This window comes from Bradyrhizobium sp. U531 (genome assembly GCF_051710265.1).
GTDB lineage: Bacteria > Pseudomonadota > Alphaproteobacteria > Rhizobiales > Xanthobacteraceae > Bradyrhizobium.
The window spans coordinates 1,129,368-1,147,267 of the sequence record NZ_JASVEN010000001.1 but is presented as its reverse complement, the minus strand read 5'-3'; the positions used below and the strand labels follow the sequence as shown (position 1 = coordinate 1,147,267).

Here is a 17,900-nt window from a genome sequence, read left to right as displayed (position 1 = left end):
GCCTTCGCGGGGAATGACAGTGGTGCGAGTAGCGCCGCCCTACTCCGCCGGATTGGTCGGCGCCGACACGTCGGTACCGGTGGCGGCCTGCGCGGCGGCCGCCTTCTTCTCCACCATGGCCACCGCGATGATCGAGCCCTCATAGAGCGCCATCAGCGGGATCGCGAGCGAGCATTGGCTGATCACGTCGGGCGGCGTCAGCACGGCCGCGATGACGAAGGCGATGACGATGAAATAGCGCCGCTTCTCGCGCAGCATCTTCGAGGTGACGATGCCGATCCGCCCGAGCAGCGTCAGGATGACCGGAAGCTGGAAGGCGATGCCGAAGGCGAAGATCAGCGACATCATCAGCGACAGATATTCGCCGACCTTCGGCAACAGCTCGATCTTCGCGGTCTCGTCGCTGCCGAGCTGCTGCATGCCGAGCGAGAATTTCGCCAGCATCGGGAACACGACGAAATAGACCAGCGCCGCCCCCAGCACGAAAAAGAATGGCGTCGCGACCAGATACGGCAGGAAGGCCTGCTTCTCGTGCTTGTAGAGCCCCGGCGCCACGAACATGTAGATCTGCCCCGCCACGATCGGGAACGAGATGAAGGCCGCGCCAAACATCGCCAGCTTCAGCTGGGTGATGAAATATTCCAGGAACGCGGTGTAGATCAGCTTGGCGTTCGCGGGATCGCCGACGGCCAGGACATATGGCCATACCAACACGTTGAAGATCTGCTTGGCGAAGAAGAAGCAGAAGATGAAGGCTATGCCAAAGCCGAGCAGCGCCTTGATCAGCCGCGAGCGCAGCTCGATCAGGTGGTCCATCAGCGGGGCTTTGCTGGCCTCGATATCGGCGTCGCTCATGACGCTTTGGCGTCCTTGATCGCTTCGGATGGCGCGGTGTCCTGCGCAACCTGCGCCTGTTCGACCTCACGGGTGATCGCGAGCGGCTCGCTCGCGGCCGCATGCGCCTCGGCTTCCATGAAAGTAGCGGGTGTCGGGGCTTCCGGCGTGGTGGGCGTTGCCGGAGGTTCGACGACAGTCGTCGTGGACGTCTCCGTGGGCTTGTCCAGGGCATCGACGCGAAGCGCGTCGCTGACGTCCTTTTGGAGCGAGGTCAGCGGATTGAATCCGGTCGCGGCTTCCTTGACCTCGTCAAAGCTCTTCTTGAGGTCGGCCATCTCGGCCTCGCGCATCGCTTCCTGGAACTGGCCCTGGAATTCGGCGGCCATCTTGCGCGCCTTGGCCATCCACTGTCCGACCATGCGCAGCACGCCCGGCAGCTCTTTCGGGCCGATGGCGATCAGGGCCACGACCCCGATGAGGACCAGTTCACTCCACCCGATGTCGAACATGAGGTCTTCCGTTCACGCCAAGCCGCAACCGGCCCAATCCCTTGCGCGCAGGATCGGGGCGGCTACCCGCCTCTCGCGTGCTTCTTTCGGCTCAGACGGCCTTGCTGCCGACGTCGGACCGCGCCGCGGTCGGCGCATTGTTGTGCTCGATGGACTTGGCCGGCTCCGGCTTCTCGGCGGGCTTGTCGTCGTCCTGCATGCCCTTCTTGAACGCCTTGATGCCCTGGGCCACGTCACCCATCAGGTCCGAAATCTTGCCGCGACCGAACAGCAGCAGGACCACTGCGATCACCAGGATCCAGTGCCAAATGCTGAGTGAACCCATCCTGCAACCCTCCAAACGCACATGGCCGGGGACCGGCCGATCTTCACCGAAACCTAGGCTTGGCAGGTCTCAAAAACAAGGACCAAGGCAGCGCCAATTCTCTGTGAGCGCTACGTAATCTTGCTAGTGTTAACTGTCGCAGGGATCCGGAAGCTGACGGTACGTCAGTCCTCGCGGCTGCCGTCGCTGCCACCCTCGCCGCCCTCATGGCTGGCTTCCGGCGCATCTTGCTGGGGCTCGGGCTCGACTGCAGGCGCCAGCGCCAGGTCGAGGTCCTCGCCCGGTTCCAGAGGATCCTCGTCCTCGCGCAAGGCCGGATCGTCAGATGGCGTCGGCACGCTGAAGCCGGTCGGCAGGCGCGAATCCAAGAGGCCCGTGCCCTTCAGCTCCTCCAGGCCCGGCAGATCGCCGAGCTGTTCCAGGGTGAACTGCGACAGGAAGTCCTCCGTGGTTCCGAAGGTGAGCGGACGGCCCGGCGTCTTGCGACGGCCGCGCGGCTTGATCCAGCCCGTCTCCAGCAGCACGTCGAGCGTGCCCTTCGAGGTGACGACGCCGCGGATCTCTTCGATTTCGGCGCGCGTCACGGGCTGGTGATAGGCGATGATCGCCAGCACCTCGATCGCCGCGCGCGACAGGCGGCGGGTCTCGGTGCTTTCCCGCGTCATCAGCCAGGCGAGATCGCCGGCGGTGCGGAAAGTCCATTTGTTGGCAACGCGAACGAGATTCACCCCGCGCAAGGAATAGTCGGCCTGAAGCTGTTCGAGCGCGGCCTTGACGTCGACCCCCTCGGGCATGCGCTTGGCCAGCGTCGCGGTATCAAGCGGTTCACTCGAGGCGAACAGCAGCGCTTCCAGCAGCCGCAATTCCTCGGGCCGCGCCTGGGCTTCATTCTCCATCGGCTCGGCCTCTTCTACCCGCACTTCAGCCAGGCTTGCCATGGCAGACTCTCCTTCTTGCACTTAACCGACCGGCGCATCGGGCGCAGGAACTGCGTCCGGGACCGGTTTCGGGCGCCCCTTCCGGAAGTAGATGGGGGCGAACGCTTCTTTCTGATTCAGCTCGAGCTGCCCCTCGCGAACGAGTTCCAGCGCGGCGGCAAAGCTAGAGGCGAACACCGTTGCGCGCTGCGTGGGATCGGCGACGTGCCGGATCAGGAAGTCGTCGAGCACGCCCCAATCGTCCTGCTCGGTGATGCTGCCGACCAGCCGCTCCAGCGTCGCGCGCGCTTCCGCGAGCGACCACACCGTGCGCTTGGCCAGATGCACGCTCGCGAGCACGCGCGACTGGCGCTGCGAGGCATAGGCGGTGAGCAGGTCGTACAGCGTCGCGGTGTATTTCGGATGCCGGATCTCGGCGATCTGCTCGGGCTCGCCGCGCGCGAAGATGTCACGCTGCAATTGCGGCCTGTTCAACAGGCGATTGGCGGCCTCGCGAATGGCCTCCAGCCGGCGCAGGCGATTGGCGAGCGCGGTGGCCATCTGCTCGGCGCTCGGGCCTTCCGCGCTCGGCGGCTCGGGCAGCAACAGGCGCGACTTCAGGAAGGCGAGCCACGCCGCCATCACGAGATAGTCGGCGGCAAGCTCGAGCCGGATTTTTCGCGCGGCTTCGATGAAGTGGAGATATTGGTCGGCGAGCGCCAGGATCGAGATCTTGGCGAGATCGACCTTCTGCTGCCGCGCCAGCGCGAGCAGCAGGTCGAGCGGGCCTTCATAGCCCTCGACGTCCACCACCAACGCCGGCTCCCCCTCGGCAAGCTCTGCGGGCCGCCCGGTTTCGAAGGATAGAATTTCTGCGGTCATGCGGATGCCGTGTTTGCCCGTGCGATCAATGCGTCCAGCTCAGTGCGTGCGGCGACGCGGTCGAGCGGCTGCGGTGCCTTGCGGGCGGCGAGCGCGGCGTTCGCCCGCTCCAGCGCCCGGCCCGACAGCTCGGGCGTCTGGCCGGCAACCGCGCGCATTTCCTCGATATTGCCGTTGCAATGCAGGGCCATGTCGCAGCCGGCCGCAAAGATGGCGCGAGTCCGTTCGGCGATATTTCCCGACAGCGCGTTCATCGACACGTCATCACTCATCAACAAACCCTGGAACCCGATTGCGCCGCGAATCACGTCAGCAATCATTGTCGCAGATGTCGTCGCCGGATGGGCGGGGTCGACCGCGCTAAACACAACATGTGCAGTCATGGCCATCGGCAGGTCCGACAGCGGCTTGAACGCGGCGAAATCGGTCCGTTCCAGCTCATCCTTCGGCGTATCGACCATCGGCAGCTTGAAATGGGTGTCCGCGGTGGCGCGGCCATGGCCGGGAATGTGCTTGAGCACCGGCAGCACGCCGCCCTGCTCCAGCCCCTCGGTGACCGCGCGCGCGATCGCCGCGACCTTGGCCGGCTCCGTGCCGTAGGCCCGGTTCCCGATCACGGCATCGGCGCCCGGCACCGGCACATCGGCCAGCGGCAGGCAGTCCACGGTGATGCCGAGATCGGCCAGATCAGCCGCGATCAGACGGGCCGACAGGCGCGCTGCGGTGAGCCCAAGCGCCGAATCAGTGTCGTACAAGGTCGAGAAAACGGCCCCCGGCGGATAGACCGGCCAGTGCGGCGGACCCAGGCGCTGAACCCGTCCGCCTTCCTGATCGATCAGGACCGGCGCATCGGGCGCGCCTGCCGCGGTCCGCAATTCCGCAACCAATGCAGCGACTTGCGCTGGCGTTGCGACGTTGCGCTTGAAGAGGATGAAGCCCCATGGACGTTCGGCGCGGATAAACGCCCGCTCGTCGGCGGTCAGTTCGGTTCCGGATACACCGGTAATGAAGGCCCGCGTGCTCATAACGGCCGATTAACCCTGACCCGCGAGGGGGTCAAGGAAACGGCCGTTAATTCCTCTGGACGAAGCAGGCGGACAGGCCTGCGGACTTCAGGCTGTTGCAGGCGTGCGTCGCCTCCTCGGCCGAAGCATAGGGACCGGCGAAGGCGCGGTAGACGACCCCCTTGCCCTTGTCGGAGAGATCGACGCGCTTGATCACCGGCGACCGGGAGCCAAGCACGCTGCCATACTTGCCCTGAAGCACGCGGTAGGACGCCGCGGCGCTATCCTCGCTCTGCTGCGAGGAGACCTGCACGATGTAGCCGCCACCGCCGCTGCTGGCGGCGGGCGCAATCTGGGTCGGCGCGGTCGCAGCCATCCGCTGCGGCGGCTCGGCGGCCGGAGCCGCTTGCGGCGCCAGCGACATCGGCTGATTGGCGCTGGCATTGGCCGAGGTCGGCGGATTGCGCGGGGCCGGTGGAGCCGCGGGAGCGGCAACCGGCTTCGGCGCAGCAGCCGGCTTGGCGGCAGCAGCCGATTGCGGCGCGGCGCTGTCGGTCTGATCGCCCTTCACGGCAACCGTCCTGATCGGGCGCGGCGAATTGTTCGGCAGCGTGCCGTTGCTCGCGCCCGGCGGCGGCACCGCGGACGGCGACACGCTCGCAACCGACGGCGGGTTCGCATTCTGGTTCAACGGCGGGAACACCACGCGAGGACCGCCCGCCTTGGTGGCGACGTCCACCGGCGCCTCTTCGCGCGGCACGATCTTTTCGGTGCCGTCGCCGGTCACCATGCGATCCGGCACCTTGGCCGAAGAATCCGTCGGTGCGGGCACGATCTTGGTCGGCGTGTTGTCGGCCTTGATGATCGGCGGCTCGCCGCTGCGGGGCGAACCGACATAGGTCTTGTAGGCGAAAGCCGCGCCGGTGCCGACCACGGCCAGCGCCAGGATCGCCGCGACCGTCATCATGCCGCCGCGCTTCTTGGGCTCGTCGACCTCCGCATCGGGATAGTCGCTCTGATAGGCGTAGGGATCGTCCGGATAGGCGGGATCGCGCTGATAGTCCTGCTCGCCTGCCTCGAGCCGGCCGTAGAGCGCGTCGTCGTAGCGCGCCGGATCGGGCTGCTGATGCGGCTCCGGATAGGCTTGCTGCTGATAGGCCTGGTCCTGCTGCTGGTAGGCCTGCTCGGGATAGGCGTGATCGGGATAGGCCTGCGGCTGGCGAGGCTCGGGCTCCGGGGCGGCGGGCTGGGCCGAATAGCGATGCAACGGATGAACAGGGCTCACGGAGACCGGATAGTCAGGCTCCGGGGCCGGCGCCGGCTGCACATTGGCGCGCCGCATCCATGAGGGCGGACCGGGCTGCGCCGGGGCTGGCTCGGCATAGTCCTGCTGATATTCGTCTTGCTGATATTCGTTCTGCCGATAGTCGTCCTGATAACCCTGCGAGGGCGGAGGCGGCGTCGGCGAATGCGCGCTGGGCCGCGACTGCGCGGCGAACGGATCGGTCTGTCCGATCAGGCGGGCAAGCTCAGCCAGGGGATCGCTGTCCACCTTCCCATGCTGATCGCCACCGCGACCATAGTCATCGGAAGGAAACGGTCTGTCCTGATATCGTTCGGCCATCGTGATGATGCGTCCCTTCGGGAAAGCCGCGCGCCCCCTCGACCAAGGCACGGCCTTCGACCCACAAGGCTTTCAACCAAGTCTAAGCGATCCGGCTTCTGCCGGTACCCCCAACAATCCCCTTAAGTAGTTCGCCCCAAACTACCGCATCTCGTTCGGTGCATGGACGCCGAGGATGGCGAGGCCCGATGCCAGAACCGAGACGACGCCCTGGACCATTGCCAATCGCGCCTTTGTAAGATCTGCATCATTATTGATAATGAAGCGTAAATAGGGCAAATCGCGCCCCTTCGTCCAAAGTGCGTGAAATTCGCTCGCTAAGTCATAGAGATAAAAGGCAATACGGTGCGGCTCGTGGGCCGCGGCGGCGGCTTCGAGCATGCGAGGATATATTGCGAGCCGCTTGAGAAGTTCAAGCTCGACCGGGTCCGACAGCCGCTCCACCGCCGACTCACTGAGCCACGCGATCCGGGCGCCGGTATCCTCCGGCAGGTCCGGGAATACCTCGGCCCGGGCGTTGCGGAAGATCGAGTGGCCGCGCGCGTGGCCGTACTGGACGTAGAACACCGGGTTGTCGCGCGACTGTTCCATGACCTTGGCGAGGTCGAAGTCGAGCACCGCGTCGTTCTTGCGGTACAGCATCATGAAGCGGACGGCGTCCTGGCCGACTTCATCCACCACCTCACGCAAGGTGACGAAGTCCCCGCTCCGCTTCGACATTTTCACGGGCTCGCCGTTGCGCAGCAACTTCACGAGCTGGACGATCTTGACGTCGAGCGCGCCCTTGCCCGACGTCGTCGCCTTCACCGCCGCCTGCATGCGCTTGATGTAGCCGCCATGGTCGGCGCCCCAGACGTCGATCATCTCCGCAAAACCACGGTCGAACTTGTTCTTGTGGTAGGCGATGTCGGAGGCGAAGTAGGTGTAGGAATTGTCCGACTTGATCAGCGGACGATCGACGTCGTCGCCATAGGCGGTCGCCTTGAACAGCAACTGCTCGCGGTCTTCCCAGTCCTCGACCGGCGCGCCCTTCGGCGGCGGCAGGCGGCCTTCGTAGATGTCGCCCTTGGCCTTGAGGAAATCGATGGTCTCGGCAACCCGGTTGTTGCCGGTCTCGATCAGCGACCGCTCCGAGAAGAACACGTCGTGGCGGATGTTGAGGGCAGCGAGATCGTCCTTGATCTCGTCCATCATCATTGCGATCGCCTTGGCGCGCACCGTCGGCAGCCACTGCCCCTCGCTCATCGCGAGCAGCTTGTCGCCGTGTTCCTTCGCCAGCGCCGCGCCGACCGGCTTCAGATAGTCGCCGGGATAGAGGCCTTCCGGGATCGCGCCGATGTCCTCGCCGAGCGCCTCGCGGTAGCGGAGGAACGCGGAGCGCGCGAGCACGTCGACCTGGGCGCCGGCGTCGTTGATATAATACTCGCGCGTGACGTCGTGGCCGCCGAACTGCAGCAGGCTCGCCAGCGCATCGCCGAACACGGCGCCGCGGCAATGGCCGACATGCATCGGCCCGGTCGGGTTGGCCGAGACGTATTCGACATTGACCTTGGACCCACCGCGGACGCGGCCGTAATCGGCGGCCTCCCGCAGCACGGTGCGCAGCGCCTCGGCCCAGGCGGCCGGCTTCAAGGTCAGATTGATGAAGCCGGGGCCGGCGACGTCGACCTTGGCGATCAGCGCGTCGGCGCGGAGCTTTTCAGCGATCTGCTCGGCGAGGTCGCGCGGCTTGGCCTTTGCCTCTTTCGCCAGCACCATCGCGGCGTTGGTCGCCATGTCGCCATGGGTGGCATCGCGCGGCGGCTCGACCACCACGCGCGAGAAATCGATGCCCTCGGGCCAGTTGGCTTCCGCGGCAAGCGTACGGCAGGCGGCGTGCACGCGTGCGAGCACATCGGCGAACAAATGCAGGGATGAGGAGGTCTGGGGCATGGGCGCCGCCTAACGCAAATCCGGGGTCGAGTCAAAGAGCCGCTGATGCTCGGTCAGGGCGAAACGGTCGGTCATTCCGGCAATGAAATTGCCGATCCGCCGGGCCCGGTCACCCTCGTCGTCGGCCTCCGCCCCCACCAGCCATTCCGGCGGCAGCTCGCCCGGCGATTTCAGATACTTGGCGAACAGGTCGAACAGGATCTGCTCCGCCTCCCCCATCACCCGCATCACCCGCTTGTGGCGGTACATGTGCTGGTACAGGAAGCGCTTGATCGCGGCCTCCTCCTCGGCAACCTCGGCCGGGAACGCCACCAGGGCCCGGCTCTGCTGGCGCACGTCCTGGGCCGATTGCGGCTTCACCGCGGCGAGGTTCATCCGGGTCTCCCCGAACACCGCGCCGATCAGGTGCGAGATCAGCTCGCGCACCAATTCGGCCCCGCGCCTGAGGTCCTCAAGGCCGGGGTAATGCGACGAGGTCTCGGCAATGATCTCGGCCGTGAGCGGCATGACCTTGAGGTCGTCCAGATGGAACAGGCCGGCGCGCAGGCCGTCGTCGATGTCGTGGGCGTCGTAGGCGATGTCGTCGGCGAGCGCGGCGACCTGTGCCTCCAGCGAGGCGAAGCTCCACAATTCGAGGTCGTAGGTCTTGATGTAGTCGGCGATGCCGACGGGGATGCCATGCTCGCGATAGCGGCCAACAGGCGCGCCGCTGCGGTCGGTCAACGGACCGTTGTGCTTGACGATGCCCTCGAGCGCCTCCCAGGTCAGGTTGAGCCCGTCGAAGTCAGGATAGCGGTGCTCCAGCGAGGCAACGACGCGGAGCGTCTGGGCATTGTGGTCGAAGCCGCCGAAATTCTTCAGGCAGGCGTCGAGCGCCCGCTCGCCGGCATGACCGAACGGGGGATGGCCGAGATCGTGGGCGAGCGCCAGCGTCTCCGTGAGGTCCTCGTCCAGCCCGAGTTGCCGGGCGAGCGCGCGGGCGATCTGCGCCACCTCCAGCGAATGGGTCAGCCGCGTGCGGTAGTGATCGCCCTCGTGGAACACGAACACCTGGGTCTTGTACTTCAGGCGGCGGAACGCTGTGGAATGGATCACCCGGTCGCAATCCCGCCGGAACGGGCTGCGGGTCCGGCTCGGGGGCTCCGCGACCAGCCGGCCGCGGCTGCGTTCGGGGTCGCAGGCATAGGGCGCGCGGGGGGCTGCCATTCCGACGGACACGACGAATTTAGTCCCTATCCATTTGATTCTGCGTATCCTTGCACTTAACTATGCCGGACGCGGGATACCAAATGAATTGGGCATGACCGCGGGACTATCGGAGACGAGCCATGACGACCGATGTGACCATCAGTGACCGCGCCGCACGCCGGATTGGGGAGATCCTCAAGGGCGAAGGCACAGGCGCGATGCTGCGCATTTCTGTCGAGGGCGGCGGCTGCTCGGGCTTCCAGTACAAGTTCGACATCGACCGTGCACGGACCGACGATGATCTCGTCATCGAGCAGGACAATGCGGTGGTGCTGGTCGATTCCGCCTCGCAGCCGTTCCTGGCGGGCTCGCAGGTCGATTTCGTCGATGACCTGATCGGCGCCTCGTTCCGCGTCAACAATCCGAACGCGACGGCCTCCTGCGGCTGCGGGACCAGCTTCTCGGTCTAGCCCGACTTTTGACGGGTCGTGGCTGAATCATTCCGGCGAATTGCGCTGGGCTTGCCGCCATCGCGCGCACTGCGGTTCAATCCCCTGCGAGCTTCTGTCCGACCGCGTAAAGCCTGCAATCCTCGCCGCGCGAATTGATCTTGCATTTCATCAAGGCAGGCTCGCGCGCCTCGACAGCTGTGCGGCCAAATCCAGTCCCGCAATGGCCGCGCGTGCTCACCGCGAAGGCCTTGGCATCATCGGGATTGGCGAGGTAGTCCGCGAACGCCTGCTGGCAGGCGGCGACACCCCCCGGCGGGATTGGCAGCTCAGCGAACAGCGGCGCCTCGATGACGGTCTTGGTTGGCAGACCCAGCTTTTCGAGGAAGGGTTCGACGGACGGAAACCAGGTGTCCGCCGGCGCGAGCATGACAGCGTTGTGACCGTTCGGTTCGAACGGAGGTAGCACATGCAGTTGCGCAGGCGCACCGCCGGCGCTGTAGGCCGCGAACATGCGCCGTGCCAAATCCGGACCGTAGAATTGATCGTTCTCGGCATAGAGCCAAAGCATGGGGACGCGGGCCGTGCGCCCAAATGCGGCCGATGCATCGACCAGATTATCAGGCGAGCAAGGTTGGTTGGGTGCGGAGGAGCTATGCCGACCGCCATCAAAATTCACGGCGCCAACGACTCCCGATATGTTCTGTGCGGCGACGGCCATCACCGCGAGCCCCCCAACGGAATGACCGAGCAAGACGACGTGCTCGGCGTCGACCCAGGGCTCATGACTCAGTGAAGCGACCGCCGCAATGACATCGTCGCTGGCAGCGCGCGTGGCCGGAAGATAGTCGCAGGTCTGCCGCGCAGACTCGGAGAACCCTCCCCGGGATCGGCCGTAGCCACGACGCATGATCGTGGCCACTGCATATCCGCGCTGCGCGAAGGCGACGGCCGCCTTGCTGTAACCGACCGGAGAACGGTTGAGGAGTTCAGCGAAGAATTCCTCGCCGCCGCCAGGCATTCCGTGATTGATCACGACGAGAGGAAATTTGCCGGGACGATCAGGACGAATGACGAAGCTTTCGAGCAACACTTTGTTGCCGGAGATCACGACAGGCAACATCATGTGCGCGCTCATCAGCGGCCCGTCGCCGGCGCGGGCGGAGGCCGTGAACAGGACGAGAAGCAGGACAACAATGCGCATGGTGGTGCAAGGTAACACCGCGCATCCGAATTGCCAGCGCCCGGCCGACCGGCGTGAAACGCATATTCAGGCACGTGGTTAGCGTCTACGCGCCGGTGATCTGCCTTTCCTCGTCCGTCCACTCCATCTCGACCGGCATCAGCTCCGGCTGCAGCGGCGGCGCGTCCTCCGCCATGGTGTATCCGTCGAGCGCGCGCAGTAAGGCTGCGACCAGCGCCGGCTTGCGCAACGGCTTGGCGAGGAAGTCCGACATGCCTGCCTCGCGGCAGATCTTGACGTCCTCGGGAAAGGCATTGGCCGTCAGCGCGACGATGGGCAAGGCCGCGAAGCGTCCGCCTCGCACGCGGATCGCGCGGGTGGCGGCAAGCCCGTCCATGTCGGGCATGCGCACGTCCATCAGCACGACATCGTAATCGCCCTCGGAGGCCGCCGCGACGGCTTCGGTGCCGTCGGTGACGACACGCAGCTCGACCTCGAAGGCCCCCAGCATCTTGCTGACGACCATGCGGTTGACGGCATCGTCCTCCGCGACCAGCACTTTCAGCGGCCGATCGAGGCCGGCGATGCGGGTCTTGAGCTGGTCAGCCTCATCGCGTTCCGACACCTGCTCGGAAATCTGCGCCTGGCTCCAGGGCAGCACCAGCGTGAAGCGGAAGGTCGAGCCCTGCCCTGGCGTCGAGGTGACGCCGATCGTGCCGCCCATCTGCTCGATGATGCGCCTGGAGATCGCAAGGCCGAGGCCGGTGCCGCCGAAGCGGCGGCTGATCGAGGCATCGGCCTGCGCGAAGTCGCTGAAGAGCTGGCCGAGCTTTTCGGGAGCGATACCGATGCCGCTGTCGGTGACAGCCCACTCGACGGTCGCCAGCAGGTCGCGGCGCGTCTGGCAGGTCGCCGAGATCGTCACCTCGCCGTCGTCGGTGAACTTAACCGCATTGGAGGCGAGGTTGAGCAGCACCTGGCGGATGCGCGCGACGTCGCCGCGCAGCGTCGGCGGCAGGTTCGGATCGAGCTCCAGCTTGACCGTCAAGCCCTTGCTCTTGGCGCTCGCGCGCACCACGGTCGCGACCGCCTCGACCAGCGCCTGCGGCGCGAAGTCGATCGCCTCGAAGGTGAAGCGCCCGGCCTCGAGCTTGGAAAGGTCGAGGATGTCGTTGAGGATGCGCTGGAGGTTGTCGCCGGATTCGCGGATCGTGGTGACGGCCTCGCGCTGCTCCGGATCGAGCCTGGTCTCGAGCAGCATGCTGGCAAGCCCGAGCACGCCGTTCATGGGCGTGCGGATCTCGTGGCTCATCACCGCGAGGAAGTCCGACTTGGCGCGGCTCTCGGCCTCGGCCTTCTCGGCGCGCCAGCGCTCGGTCACGTCGCGCCCGAAGCCGCGATAGCCGAGGAAGTGACCCTCGCGATCATAGGCGGGCTTCGCCGTCAGCGACCACAGCCGTGCCTCGCCGCCGGCGACGACCTTGAGGTTCATCTCGTGCAGCGGCTCGGCGTGTTCCATCAGGCCGACGATGTTGTAGGCCGCGGACTTGTCCTCGGGGCAGAGCATGTCGAGCACGTCGGCGAACAGCGAGCCCTTCAGCAGCGGCAGCGGTACCTGCGCGACGTCGGCGAAGCGTTGCGGCACGTCGACCAGATGCCCTTCGGCGTCGGTCTGCCACAGCCAGTCGCTGGCGTTCTCCTGGAAGTCCTTCAGCAGCAGCGAGATGATCTCGGTCTGCCGCTCGAGCTCGAGCTGGGCCTTGAGATTGCCGAGGAACAGATTGCCTTGCGAGACGATGTTGCGCGCCATGAAAAACGCGAACAGCAGCAGGAATACCGAGGTCACGAGATAAGGCCCGGTGCCGCACAGCAGCAGCGAGCCGGCGCAGGCGACCGTCATGGTGGCGAGGTAGACGAGGCCGGCGCGGGGGAACGTCGACAGCGTGAAGGCGCCGCCCGACATCATGCCGACCATCAGGCAGGCGAGGATCAGCTGGCTGGTCGGCTCGATGCGGCTGAACAGAGCGAGCGGCAGCGTGCCCCATATGGCGGCGAGGAAAAACGCCTGCCGCAGCATCTGCCGCGCGGCACGCGGGGAAGCCTCCTGCGGCGGATTGCGATGCGACTTCCGCCACGAGCGCACCGCGAGCGAGGCGGTGGCGGCGAGCGTCAGGCCCCAGATGGCGAGGAAGTCGTTCCAGCCGCGGCCCCAGAACAGGATCAGCACGATGGCGACGTTGAGCATCGTCACCGCCATCGTCACCGGGATCAACCGCGTCACGGCGTCGATCTGCTTGGCGCGGATGCGGCGGATCTCGCGCTCGCTGAGACCGGCGGTCAGGCTGTCCTCGATCTCGAAGCCGCCGAGCCAGTACAGGAACGCGCCGATCAGGCCGTCACGCGGCTCCGTTCGCTTCATCGATTTGTCCGGCCATCCCATTCCAAGGAACCTTTTCCGTACCAATGGCCTGCGGCCGGCTTAAGCCGGGTTAATTTTGTGGGAGATTTCGCGGCGTCCTTGACGGGCGCGTTTGCAGTTTGTTCTAACCATGGCCCCTGCCCGGAGCCCGCCCCCATGCCCATCAGAGTTGCCACCTGGAACGTCAACTCCGTCCGGCAGCGGATCGACCTGCTGCTGACCTGGCTGAGGGAATGCCAGCCGGACATCGTGTGCCTGCAGGAGATCAAATGCGTCGACGAGGCCTTCCCGCGGCTGGAGATCGAGGCGCTGGGTTACAACGTGGTCACCCACGGGCAGAAGACGTTCAACGGCGTCGCCCTGCTCTCCAAGCTGCGGTTCGACGAGACCAAGTCGGGCCTGGCCGGCGACGACGAGGACGCCCATGCCCGCTTCCTCGAGGGCGTGGTGACGCTCAAGTCCGGCGTCATGCGCATCGCCTGTCTCTATCTGCCCAACGGCAATCCGGTCGGGACCGAGAAATATCCCTACAAGCTCAAATGGATGTCCCGGCTTCTTGAGTATTCGAAGCAGCGTCTTAAGACCGAGGAGCCGCTGATCCTCGCAGGCGACTTCAACGTCATTCCGCATGCCCGCGACGTGCATAACCCCGCCGCCTGGACCGAGGACGCCCTGTTCAAGCCCGAGACGCGGGAGAGCTTCCAGTCCCTGCTCGGCCTCGGCCTGACAGATGCCCTGCGGGCCGTCACCGACGAGCCCAACCTCTACACCTTCTGGGACTACCAGGCCGGCGCCTGGCAGAAGAATCAGGGCCTGCGGATCGACCATCTGCTGCTGTCGCCCCAGGCCAGCGACAAGCTCGCCAATGTCGGGATCGACAGCTATGTGCGCGGCTGGGAGAAGCCGTCGGACCACGTGCCGGTGTGGGCGGATCTGGATCTGGAGGCGGCGTAAGCCGGGGCGCTGGGGTGGCGGATTACGCCTGCGGCTAATCGGTCCTACGGCGACGAGCGCGCTGCCCTAATCCCGGCGGCCCTGCACCCACTGCTCGATCATCTGCAAGGCCATGGCGCGGTCGTCGTCGGAGGCCTTGGCGAAGGCGCGGTTGTAGTTTTCCTTGATCCAGACCTCTTCGGTGCCGGCGCTGTCACGCGCCAGCGTCAGCCACATCAGGCCGCGGGCGGCCTGCCGCGGCAGGCGGTCGCCGTTGAACAGCATCTGGCCGAGCAGCGCCTGCGCCTCGTGCTGGCCCTTCTGAGCGGCAAGGCCGAGCCAGCGCGCGCCATAGCGGAAATCCTCGCGCGAGGCGTCCGGCGTCTTCAGGTACAGCCGGGCGAGATCGTACTGGGCGTCGGCATTGCCGAAATAGGACGCCGCGTAGGAGAACATCTCCCGCGCCCGATCAGGATCGGCCTTGACCTTGGAGTTCGGGATACCGCTGAGATAATAGCGGCCGAGCGCGACGAAGGCGTTGGCCACGACCTGCGCCTGCGGCGCCGAGGGGCTGTCCTCGGCATGCGCGTTGGCGATCCGGCTGAAATATTCGAAGGCGCGCACGTCATCCTGGGCAACGCCGTCGCCATTGGCGTACATGCGGCCGAGCTTCCACTGCGCGATGGGATGACCGCCCTCGGCGGCATATTGCAGCGCACTGAGCGAGGTCTCCTGGGGCACAACGCCCGGAGCGGCCTTGCCGCGCACGGTCGCCGCGGTTCCCGGCAAGGCGGTCACCACCGGGATGGTCGCGTCCTTGTTGACCGGCGCGCCGTCGAAGGCGAGCGCGGGCGCGGCCAGCGCACTGACCCCCAACACAAACGCAACAATGGCACGCCTAGATGTCCGCATAGCACTGTTTCTCGTGCGCGCCGCCCGGATGGGTCACTGCCCCTCCGACCGCTGGTCCAACCTGCTGAGCATATTTCCAGAGCGCACCCGTCGTGTGGTTAGTCGCGCGAGCGGCCCATTTGGTCTTGCGCTGAGCGAGCTCAGCGTCACTCAATTTTACGTTAAGGGTACCGACGTCGGCATCGATCTCGATGATGTCGCCATCCTCGAGCAGCCCGATCGGGCCGCCGACCGCCGCCTCAGGCCCGACATGGCCGATGCAGAAGCCGCGGGTGGCGCCGGAGAAGCGGCCGTCGGTGATGAGCGCGATCTTGCCGCCCATGCCCTGGCCGGTCAGCGCCGCGGTGGTCTGGAGCATTTCCCGCATGCCGGGGCCGCCCTTCGGCCCCTCGTAGCGGATCACGATGACTTCGCCTTCGCGGTAGGTGCGATTCTGGACCGCCTCGAAAGCATCCTCCTCACGGTCGAAGCACCTGGCCGGACCGGTAAATTTGAGGTTGGACATTCCCGCGACTTTCACGATCGCACCTTCTGGCGCCAGATTGCCCTTCAGACCGACCACACCGCCAGTGACGGTGATGGGCTTGTCTGCCGGGTGCACCACGTCCTGGTGCGGATTCCACTTCACGCTCTTGAGGTTTTCAGCGATCGTGCGGCCCGTGACGGTAAGGCAATCACCGTGCAGGAAGCCGTTGTCGAGCAGCGTCTTCATCAGAAGCGGTATGCCACCTACTTCAAACATGTCTTTGGCGACATAACGGCCACCCGGCTTCAAATCCGCGACATATGGTGTCTTTTTGAAGATTTCGGCGACGTCGAATAAGTCGAACTTGATACCGCACTCATGCGCGATCGCCGGTAGGTGCAGCGCAGCATTGGTCGAGCCGCCCGACGCGGCGACCACGGCGGCCGCGTTCTCCAGCGCCTTGAGCGTGACGATGTCGCGCGGCCGGATGTTCTGGGCGATCAGGTCCATGACCTTCTCGCCCGCGGTCATGCAGAAGGCGTCGCGGATTTCATACGGTGCCGGCGCACCGGCCGAGTAAGGCAGCGCGAGGCCGATCGCCTCGGACACGGTCGCCATGGTGTTGGCGGTGAACTGGGCGCCGCAGGCGCCCGCCGAGGGGCACGCCACGCGCTCGATTTCGTCGAGGTCCTCGTCCGACATGGCGCCGACCGAGTGCTTGCCGACGGCCTCGAACATGTCCTGCACGGTGACCTGCTGGCCGCGGAACGTGCCGGGCAGGATCGAGCCGCCATAGATGAAGATCGAGGGCACGTTGAGACGGACCATCGCCATCATCATGCCCGGCAGCGACTTGTCACAGCCGGCGAGCCCGACGAGGGCGTCATAGGCATGGCCGCGAACGGTCAGCTCGACGGAATCGGCGATGCATTCGCGCGACGGCAGCGAGGAGCGCATGCCGTCATGGCCCATGGCGATGCCGTCGGTCACGGTGATGGTGCAGAATTCGCGCGGCGTGCCGCCGGCGGAGGCGACGCCCTTCTTCACCGCCTGCGCCTGGCGCATCAGGGCGATGTTGCAGGGCGCGGCTTCATTCCAGCACGAGGCGACGCCGACGAAGGGCTGATGGATCTGATCGGTGGTCAGACCCATTGCGTAGAAATAGGACCGGTGGGGCGCGCGCGCGGGGCCTTCCGTCACGTGACGGCTCGGCAGCCTCTGCTTGATGTTGGTCTTCGCGTCCATCGCAAACCAGTTTCCCCGGTCAACCCTTTCAGACCCGAAAAATCAGAGCCAAGATTTGAATCGACCTTGGGGATTTTCCGGCGCCTCCGGAGGACCGCCGCTGCCCTAAAACATTAGAGCGATTTTATTCATGTTCGGGTGTGGCTAAAAAGCGGCGGTGATGCGAACCACCGGTGATGAAGGTTAAATCCAAAATGAGTGTTGCGCAGACAGCACAATCGTTACCGGGAAGACACGGGGATGCGTACTTCGATACCTTCACAAGAAGACAGGAAACAACCTCTGATTTTGCGGGATGAGAGGTGCGCGCGGGCTTCGGGTCGGCGGCGGCAAGGGCGTCCAGGTGAGTCGGTATCTCCGCTCCCGACGCGCCGCGATACTCGGTGACGCAGCGCAGAGCCGGGACACGAGAGCGGAGCGTGACGCGCGCAATCTCTCAACGCCGTCATTGCGAGCGTAGCGAAGCAATCCAGAGTCTTTCCGCGGAGGGATTCTGGATTGCTTCGTCGCTTCGCTCCTCGCAATGACGGTGGATGAGGTGGCAGGCTGCTTCCCCAAGTGACACTGTCATTCCCCGCGAAGGCGGGGAATCCAGTACGCTGTGGCTTCTCGGTTCTATCACTGCGGTCTCGGAGTACTGGATCGCCCGCCTGCGCGGGCGATGACACCGAGTGTGTGGCGGCGCGCGTGTGTAGCAGACATGCGTTCGCGTTCTCGCGGCTTGTTTCGCCCGAGCTTTGCTTGGTCGCATCGCCCTCAAATCCAGGAGGGCGCAGGGAAGGCCGGGTGCCGGCTCGCACCCGCGGTCCGCTGCGCGAAATGCACACGCAGGAAGAACCGCACAGCAGCATACAGGTGGCGCCGATCACTCGGCCTTCCCTGCGCGATGGTCGGACGGCTTATGCCGTGATCTCCCGGGAGCCGAACTTTCCTTTGGCCTCCCTCACCGTTCGAATTGACGATGCCGTCCGCCCGGTTGGGCTCGTGCGCATCTTCGAACGGCTTGACCGTAGCAACGACGGCCAGGACCACACGGTTTTGCCGTACGCGCGGATCGCCATTTCGCCGCAGTTTT

At 65.5% G+C, this 17,900-nt stretch carries 15 protein-coding genes; 2 read left to right on the top strand and 13 right to left on the bottom strand.

What is annotated here, in order from left to right; translation table 11 throughout:
• Window positions 1–39: 39 nt before the first annotated feature.
• The 9 genes from tatC to QRQ56_RS05640 all read right to left on the bottom strand — a co-directional run bounded on the left by tatC (window position 40) and on the right by QRQ56_RS05640 (window position 9,248).
• Complete coding sequence (tatC, locus tag QRQ56_RS05680) at window positions 40–855, bottom strand: twin-arginine translocase subunit TatC (protein ID WP_438738223.1); 816 nt, start codon at window positions 853–855, stop codon at window positions 40–42.
• Window positions 852–1,346, bottom strand: coding sequence for a Sec-independent protein translocase protein TatB (tatB, locus tag QRQ56_RS05675; RefSeq protein ID WP_438738221.1), 495 nt, complete (start codon window positions 1,344–1,346; stop codon window positions 852–854). Before tatB ends, tatC begins: the two co-directional genes overlap by 4 nt.
• Before the next feature lie 91 nt (window positions 1,347–1,437).
• The gene (locus QRQ56_RS05670; protein WP_028145381.1) at window positions 1,438–1,671 is read right to left on the bottom strand and encodes a twin-arginine translocase TatA/TatE family subunit; all 234 of its coding nucleotides are present in this window, start codon (window positions 1,669–1,671) and stop codon (window positions 1,438–1,440) included.
• A 164-nt stretch (window positions 1,672–1,835) separates the two neighbouring features.
• Window positions 1,836–2,609, bottom strand: a complete 774-nt coding sequence (scpB, locus tag QRQ56_RS05665) for an SMC-Scp complex subunit ScpB (protein WP_438738220.1) — start codon at window positions 2,607–2,609, stop codon at window positions 1,836–1,838.
• A 21-nt stretch (window positions 2,610–2,630) separates the two neighbouring features.
• Complete coding sequence (locus QRQ56_RS05660) at window positions 2,631–3,470, bottom strand: segregation and condensation protein A (RefSeq protein ID WP_438738218.1); 840 nt, start codon at window positions 3,468–3,470, stop codon at window positions 2,631–2,633.
• Window positions 3,467–4,495 (bottom strand): beta-N-acetylhexosaminidase, encoded by a 1,029-nt coding sequence (gene nagZ, locus QRQ56_RS05655; protein WP_438738216.1) that lies wholly within the window; start codon window positions 4,493–4,495, stop codon window positions 3,467–3,469. Before nagZ ends, QRQ56_RS05660 begins: the two co-directional genes overlap by 4 nt.
• Before the next feature lie 46 nt (window positions 4,496–4,541).
• Window positions 4,542–6,098: an SPOR domain-containing protein gene (locus tag QRQ56_RS05650; protein ID WP_438738215.1), complete on the bottom strand. Its 1,557-nt coding sequence runs from the start codon at window positions 6,096–6,098 to the stop codon at window positions 4,542–4,544.
• Window positions 6,099–6,239: 141 nt separating this feature from the next.
• Window positions 6,240–8,030, bottom strand: a complete 1,791-nt coding sequence (gene argS / locus QRQ56_RS05645) for an arginine--tRNA ligase (protein WP_438738213.1) — start codon at window positions 8,028–8,030, stop codon at window positions 6,240–6,242.
• A 9-nt stretch (window positions 8,031–8,039) separates the two neighbouring features.
• Complete coding sequence (locus tag QRQ56_RS05640; RefSeq protein ID WP_438738211.1) at window positions 8,040–9,248, bottom strand: deoxyguanosinetriphosphate triphosphohydrolase; 1,209 nt, start codon at window positions 9,246–9,248, stop codon at window positions 8,040–8,042.
• A gap of 110 nt (window positions 9,249–9,358) precedes the next feature.
• Here QRQ56_RS05640 and erpA point away from each other — a divergent pair, with 110 nt between their 5' ends.
• Window positions 9,359–9,688, top strand: a complete 330-nt coding sequence (gene erpA, locus QRQ56_RS05635) for an iron-sulfur cluster insertion protein ErpA (protein WP_061847977.1) — start codon at window positions 9,359–9,361, stop codon at window positions 9,686–9,688.
• Window positions 9,689–9,764: 76 nt separating this feature from the next.
• Here the strand turns inward: erpA and QRQ56_RS05630 are convergent, their stop codons facing one another.
• Both QRQ56_RS05630 and QRQ56_RS05625 read right to left on the bottom strand, forming a co-directional pair.
• The gene (locus QRQ56_RS05630) at window positions 9,765–10,871 is read right to left on the bottom strand and encodes a dienelactone hydrolase family protein (protein ID WP_438738209.1); all 1,107 of its coding nucleotides are present in this window, start codon (window positions 10,869–10,871) and stop codon (window positions 9,765–9,767) included.
• An 85-nt stretch (window positions 10,872–10,956) separates the two neighbouring features.
• On the bottom strand, window positions 10,957–13,290 hold the full coding sequence (locus tag QRQ56_RS05625; protein ID WP_438738206.1) for an ATP-binding protein: 2,334 nt from the start codon (window positions 13,288–13,290) through the stop codon (window positions 10,957–10,959).
• Window positions 13,291–13,425: 135 nt separating this feature from the next.
• Between QRQ56_RS05625 and xth the strand changes: the two genes are divergently transcribed.
• Window positions 13,426–14,223: an exodeoxyribonuclease III gene (gene xth, locus QRQ56_RS05620; RefSeq protein WP_438738204.1), complete on the top strand. Its 798-nt coding sequence runs from the start codon at window positions 13,426–13,428 to the stop codon at window positions 14,221–14,223.
• Between the two features lie 66 nt (window positions 14,224–14,289).
• On the opposite strand, the gene QRQ56_RS05615 is transcribed toward xth, so the two are convergent.
• A complete protein-coding gene (locus QRQ56_RS05615; protein WP_438738203.1) occupies window positions 14,290–15,114 on the bottom strand; it encodes a tetratricopeptide repeat protein in 825 nt (274 codons plus the stop codon).
• Complete coding sequence (gene ilvD / locus QRQ56_RS05610; RefSeq protein ID WP_438738202.1) at window positions 15,101–16,825, bottom strand: dihydroxy-acid dehydratase; 1,725 nt, start codon at window positions 16,823–16,825, stop codon at window positions 15,101–15,103. The genes QRQ56_RS05615 and ilvD overlap by 14 nt, the downstream gene beginning before the upstream one ends.
• Between the last annotated feature and the right edge of the window lie 1,075 nt (window positions 16,826–17,900).

Bases quoted from the DNA above. Each gene is read 5' to 3' on its own strand.
- xth (WP_438738204.1), top strand. From the start codon at position 13,426: ATGCCCATCAGAGTTGCCACCTGGAACGTCAACTCCGTCCGGCAGCGG.
- nagZ (WP_438738216.1), bottom strand. From the start codon at position 4,495: ATGAGCACGCGGGCCTTCATTACCGGTGTATCCGGAACCGAACTGACC.
- tatC (WP_438738223.1), bottom strand. From the start codon at position 855: ATGAGCGACGCCGATATCGAGGCCAGCAAAGCCCCGCTGATGGACCAC.
- QRQ56_RS05650 (WP_438738215.1), bottom strand. From the start codon at position 6,098: ATGGCCGAACGATATCAGGACAGACCGTTTCCTTCCGATGACTATGGT.
- erpA (WP_061847977.1), top strand. From the start codon at position 9,359: ATGACGACCGATGTGACCATCAGTGACCGCGCCGCACGCCGGATTGGG.
- QRQ56_RS05630 (WP_438738209.1), bottom strand. From the start codon at position 10,871: ATGCGCATTGTTGTCCTGCTTCTCGTCCTGTTCACGGCCTCCGCCCGC.
- tatB (WP_438738221.1), bottom strand. From the start codon at position 1,346: ATGTTCGACATCGGGTGGAGTGAACTGGTCCTCATCGGGGTCGTGGCC.
- QRQ56_RS05615 (WP_438738203.1), bottom strand. From the start codon at position 15,114: ATGCGGACATCTAGGCGTGCCATTGTTGCGTTTGTGTTGGGGGTCAGT.
- argS (WP_438738213.1), bottom strand. From the start codon at position 8,030: ATGCCCCAGACCTCCTCATCCCTGCATTTGTTCGCCGATGTGCTCGCA.
- QRQ56_RS05660 (WP_438738218.1), bottom strand. From the start codon at position 3,470: ATGACCGCAGAAATTCTATCCTTCGAAACCGGGCGGCCCGCAGAGCTT.
- QRQ56_RS05670 (WP_028145381.1), bottom strand. From the start codon at position 1,671: ATGGGTTCACTCAGCATTTGGCACTGGATCCTGGTGATCGCAGTGGTC.
- ilvD (WP_438738202.1), bottom strand. From the start codon at position 16,825: ATGGACGCGAAGACCAACATCAAGCAGAGGCTGCCGAGCCGTCACGTG.
- QRQ56_RS05625 (WP_438738206.1), bottom strand. From the start codon at position 13,290: ATGGGATGGCCGGACAAATCGATGAAGCGAACGGAGCCGCGTGACGGC.
- scpB (WP_438738220.1), bottom strand. From the start codon at position 2,609: ATGGCAAGCCTGGCTGAAGTGCGGGTAGAAGAGGCCGAGCCGATGGAG.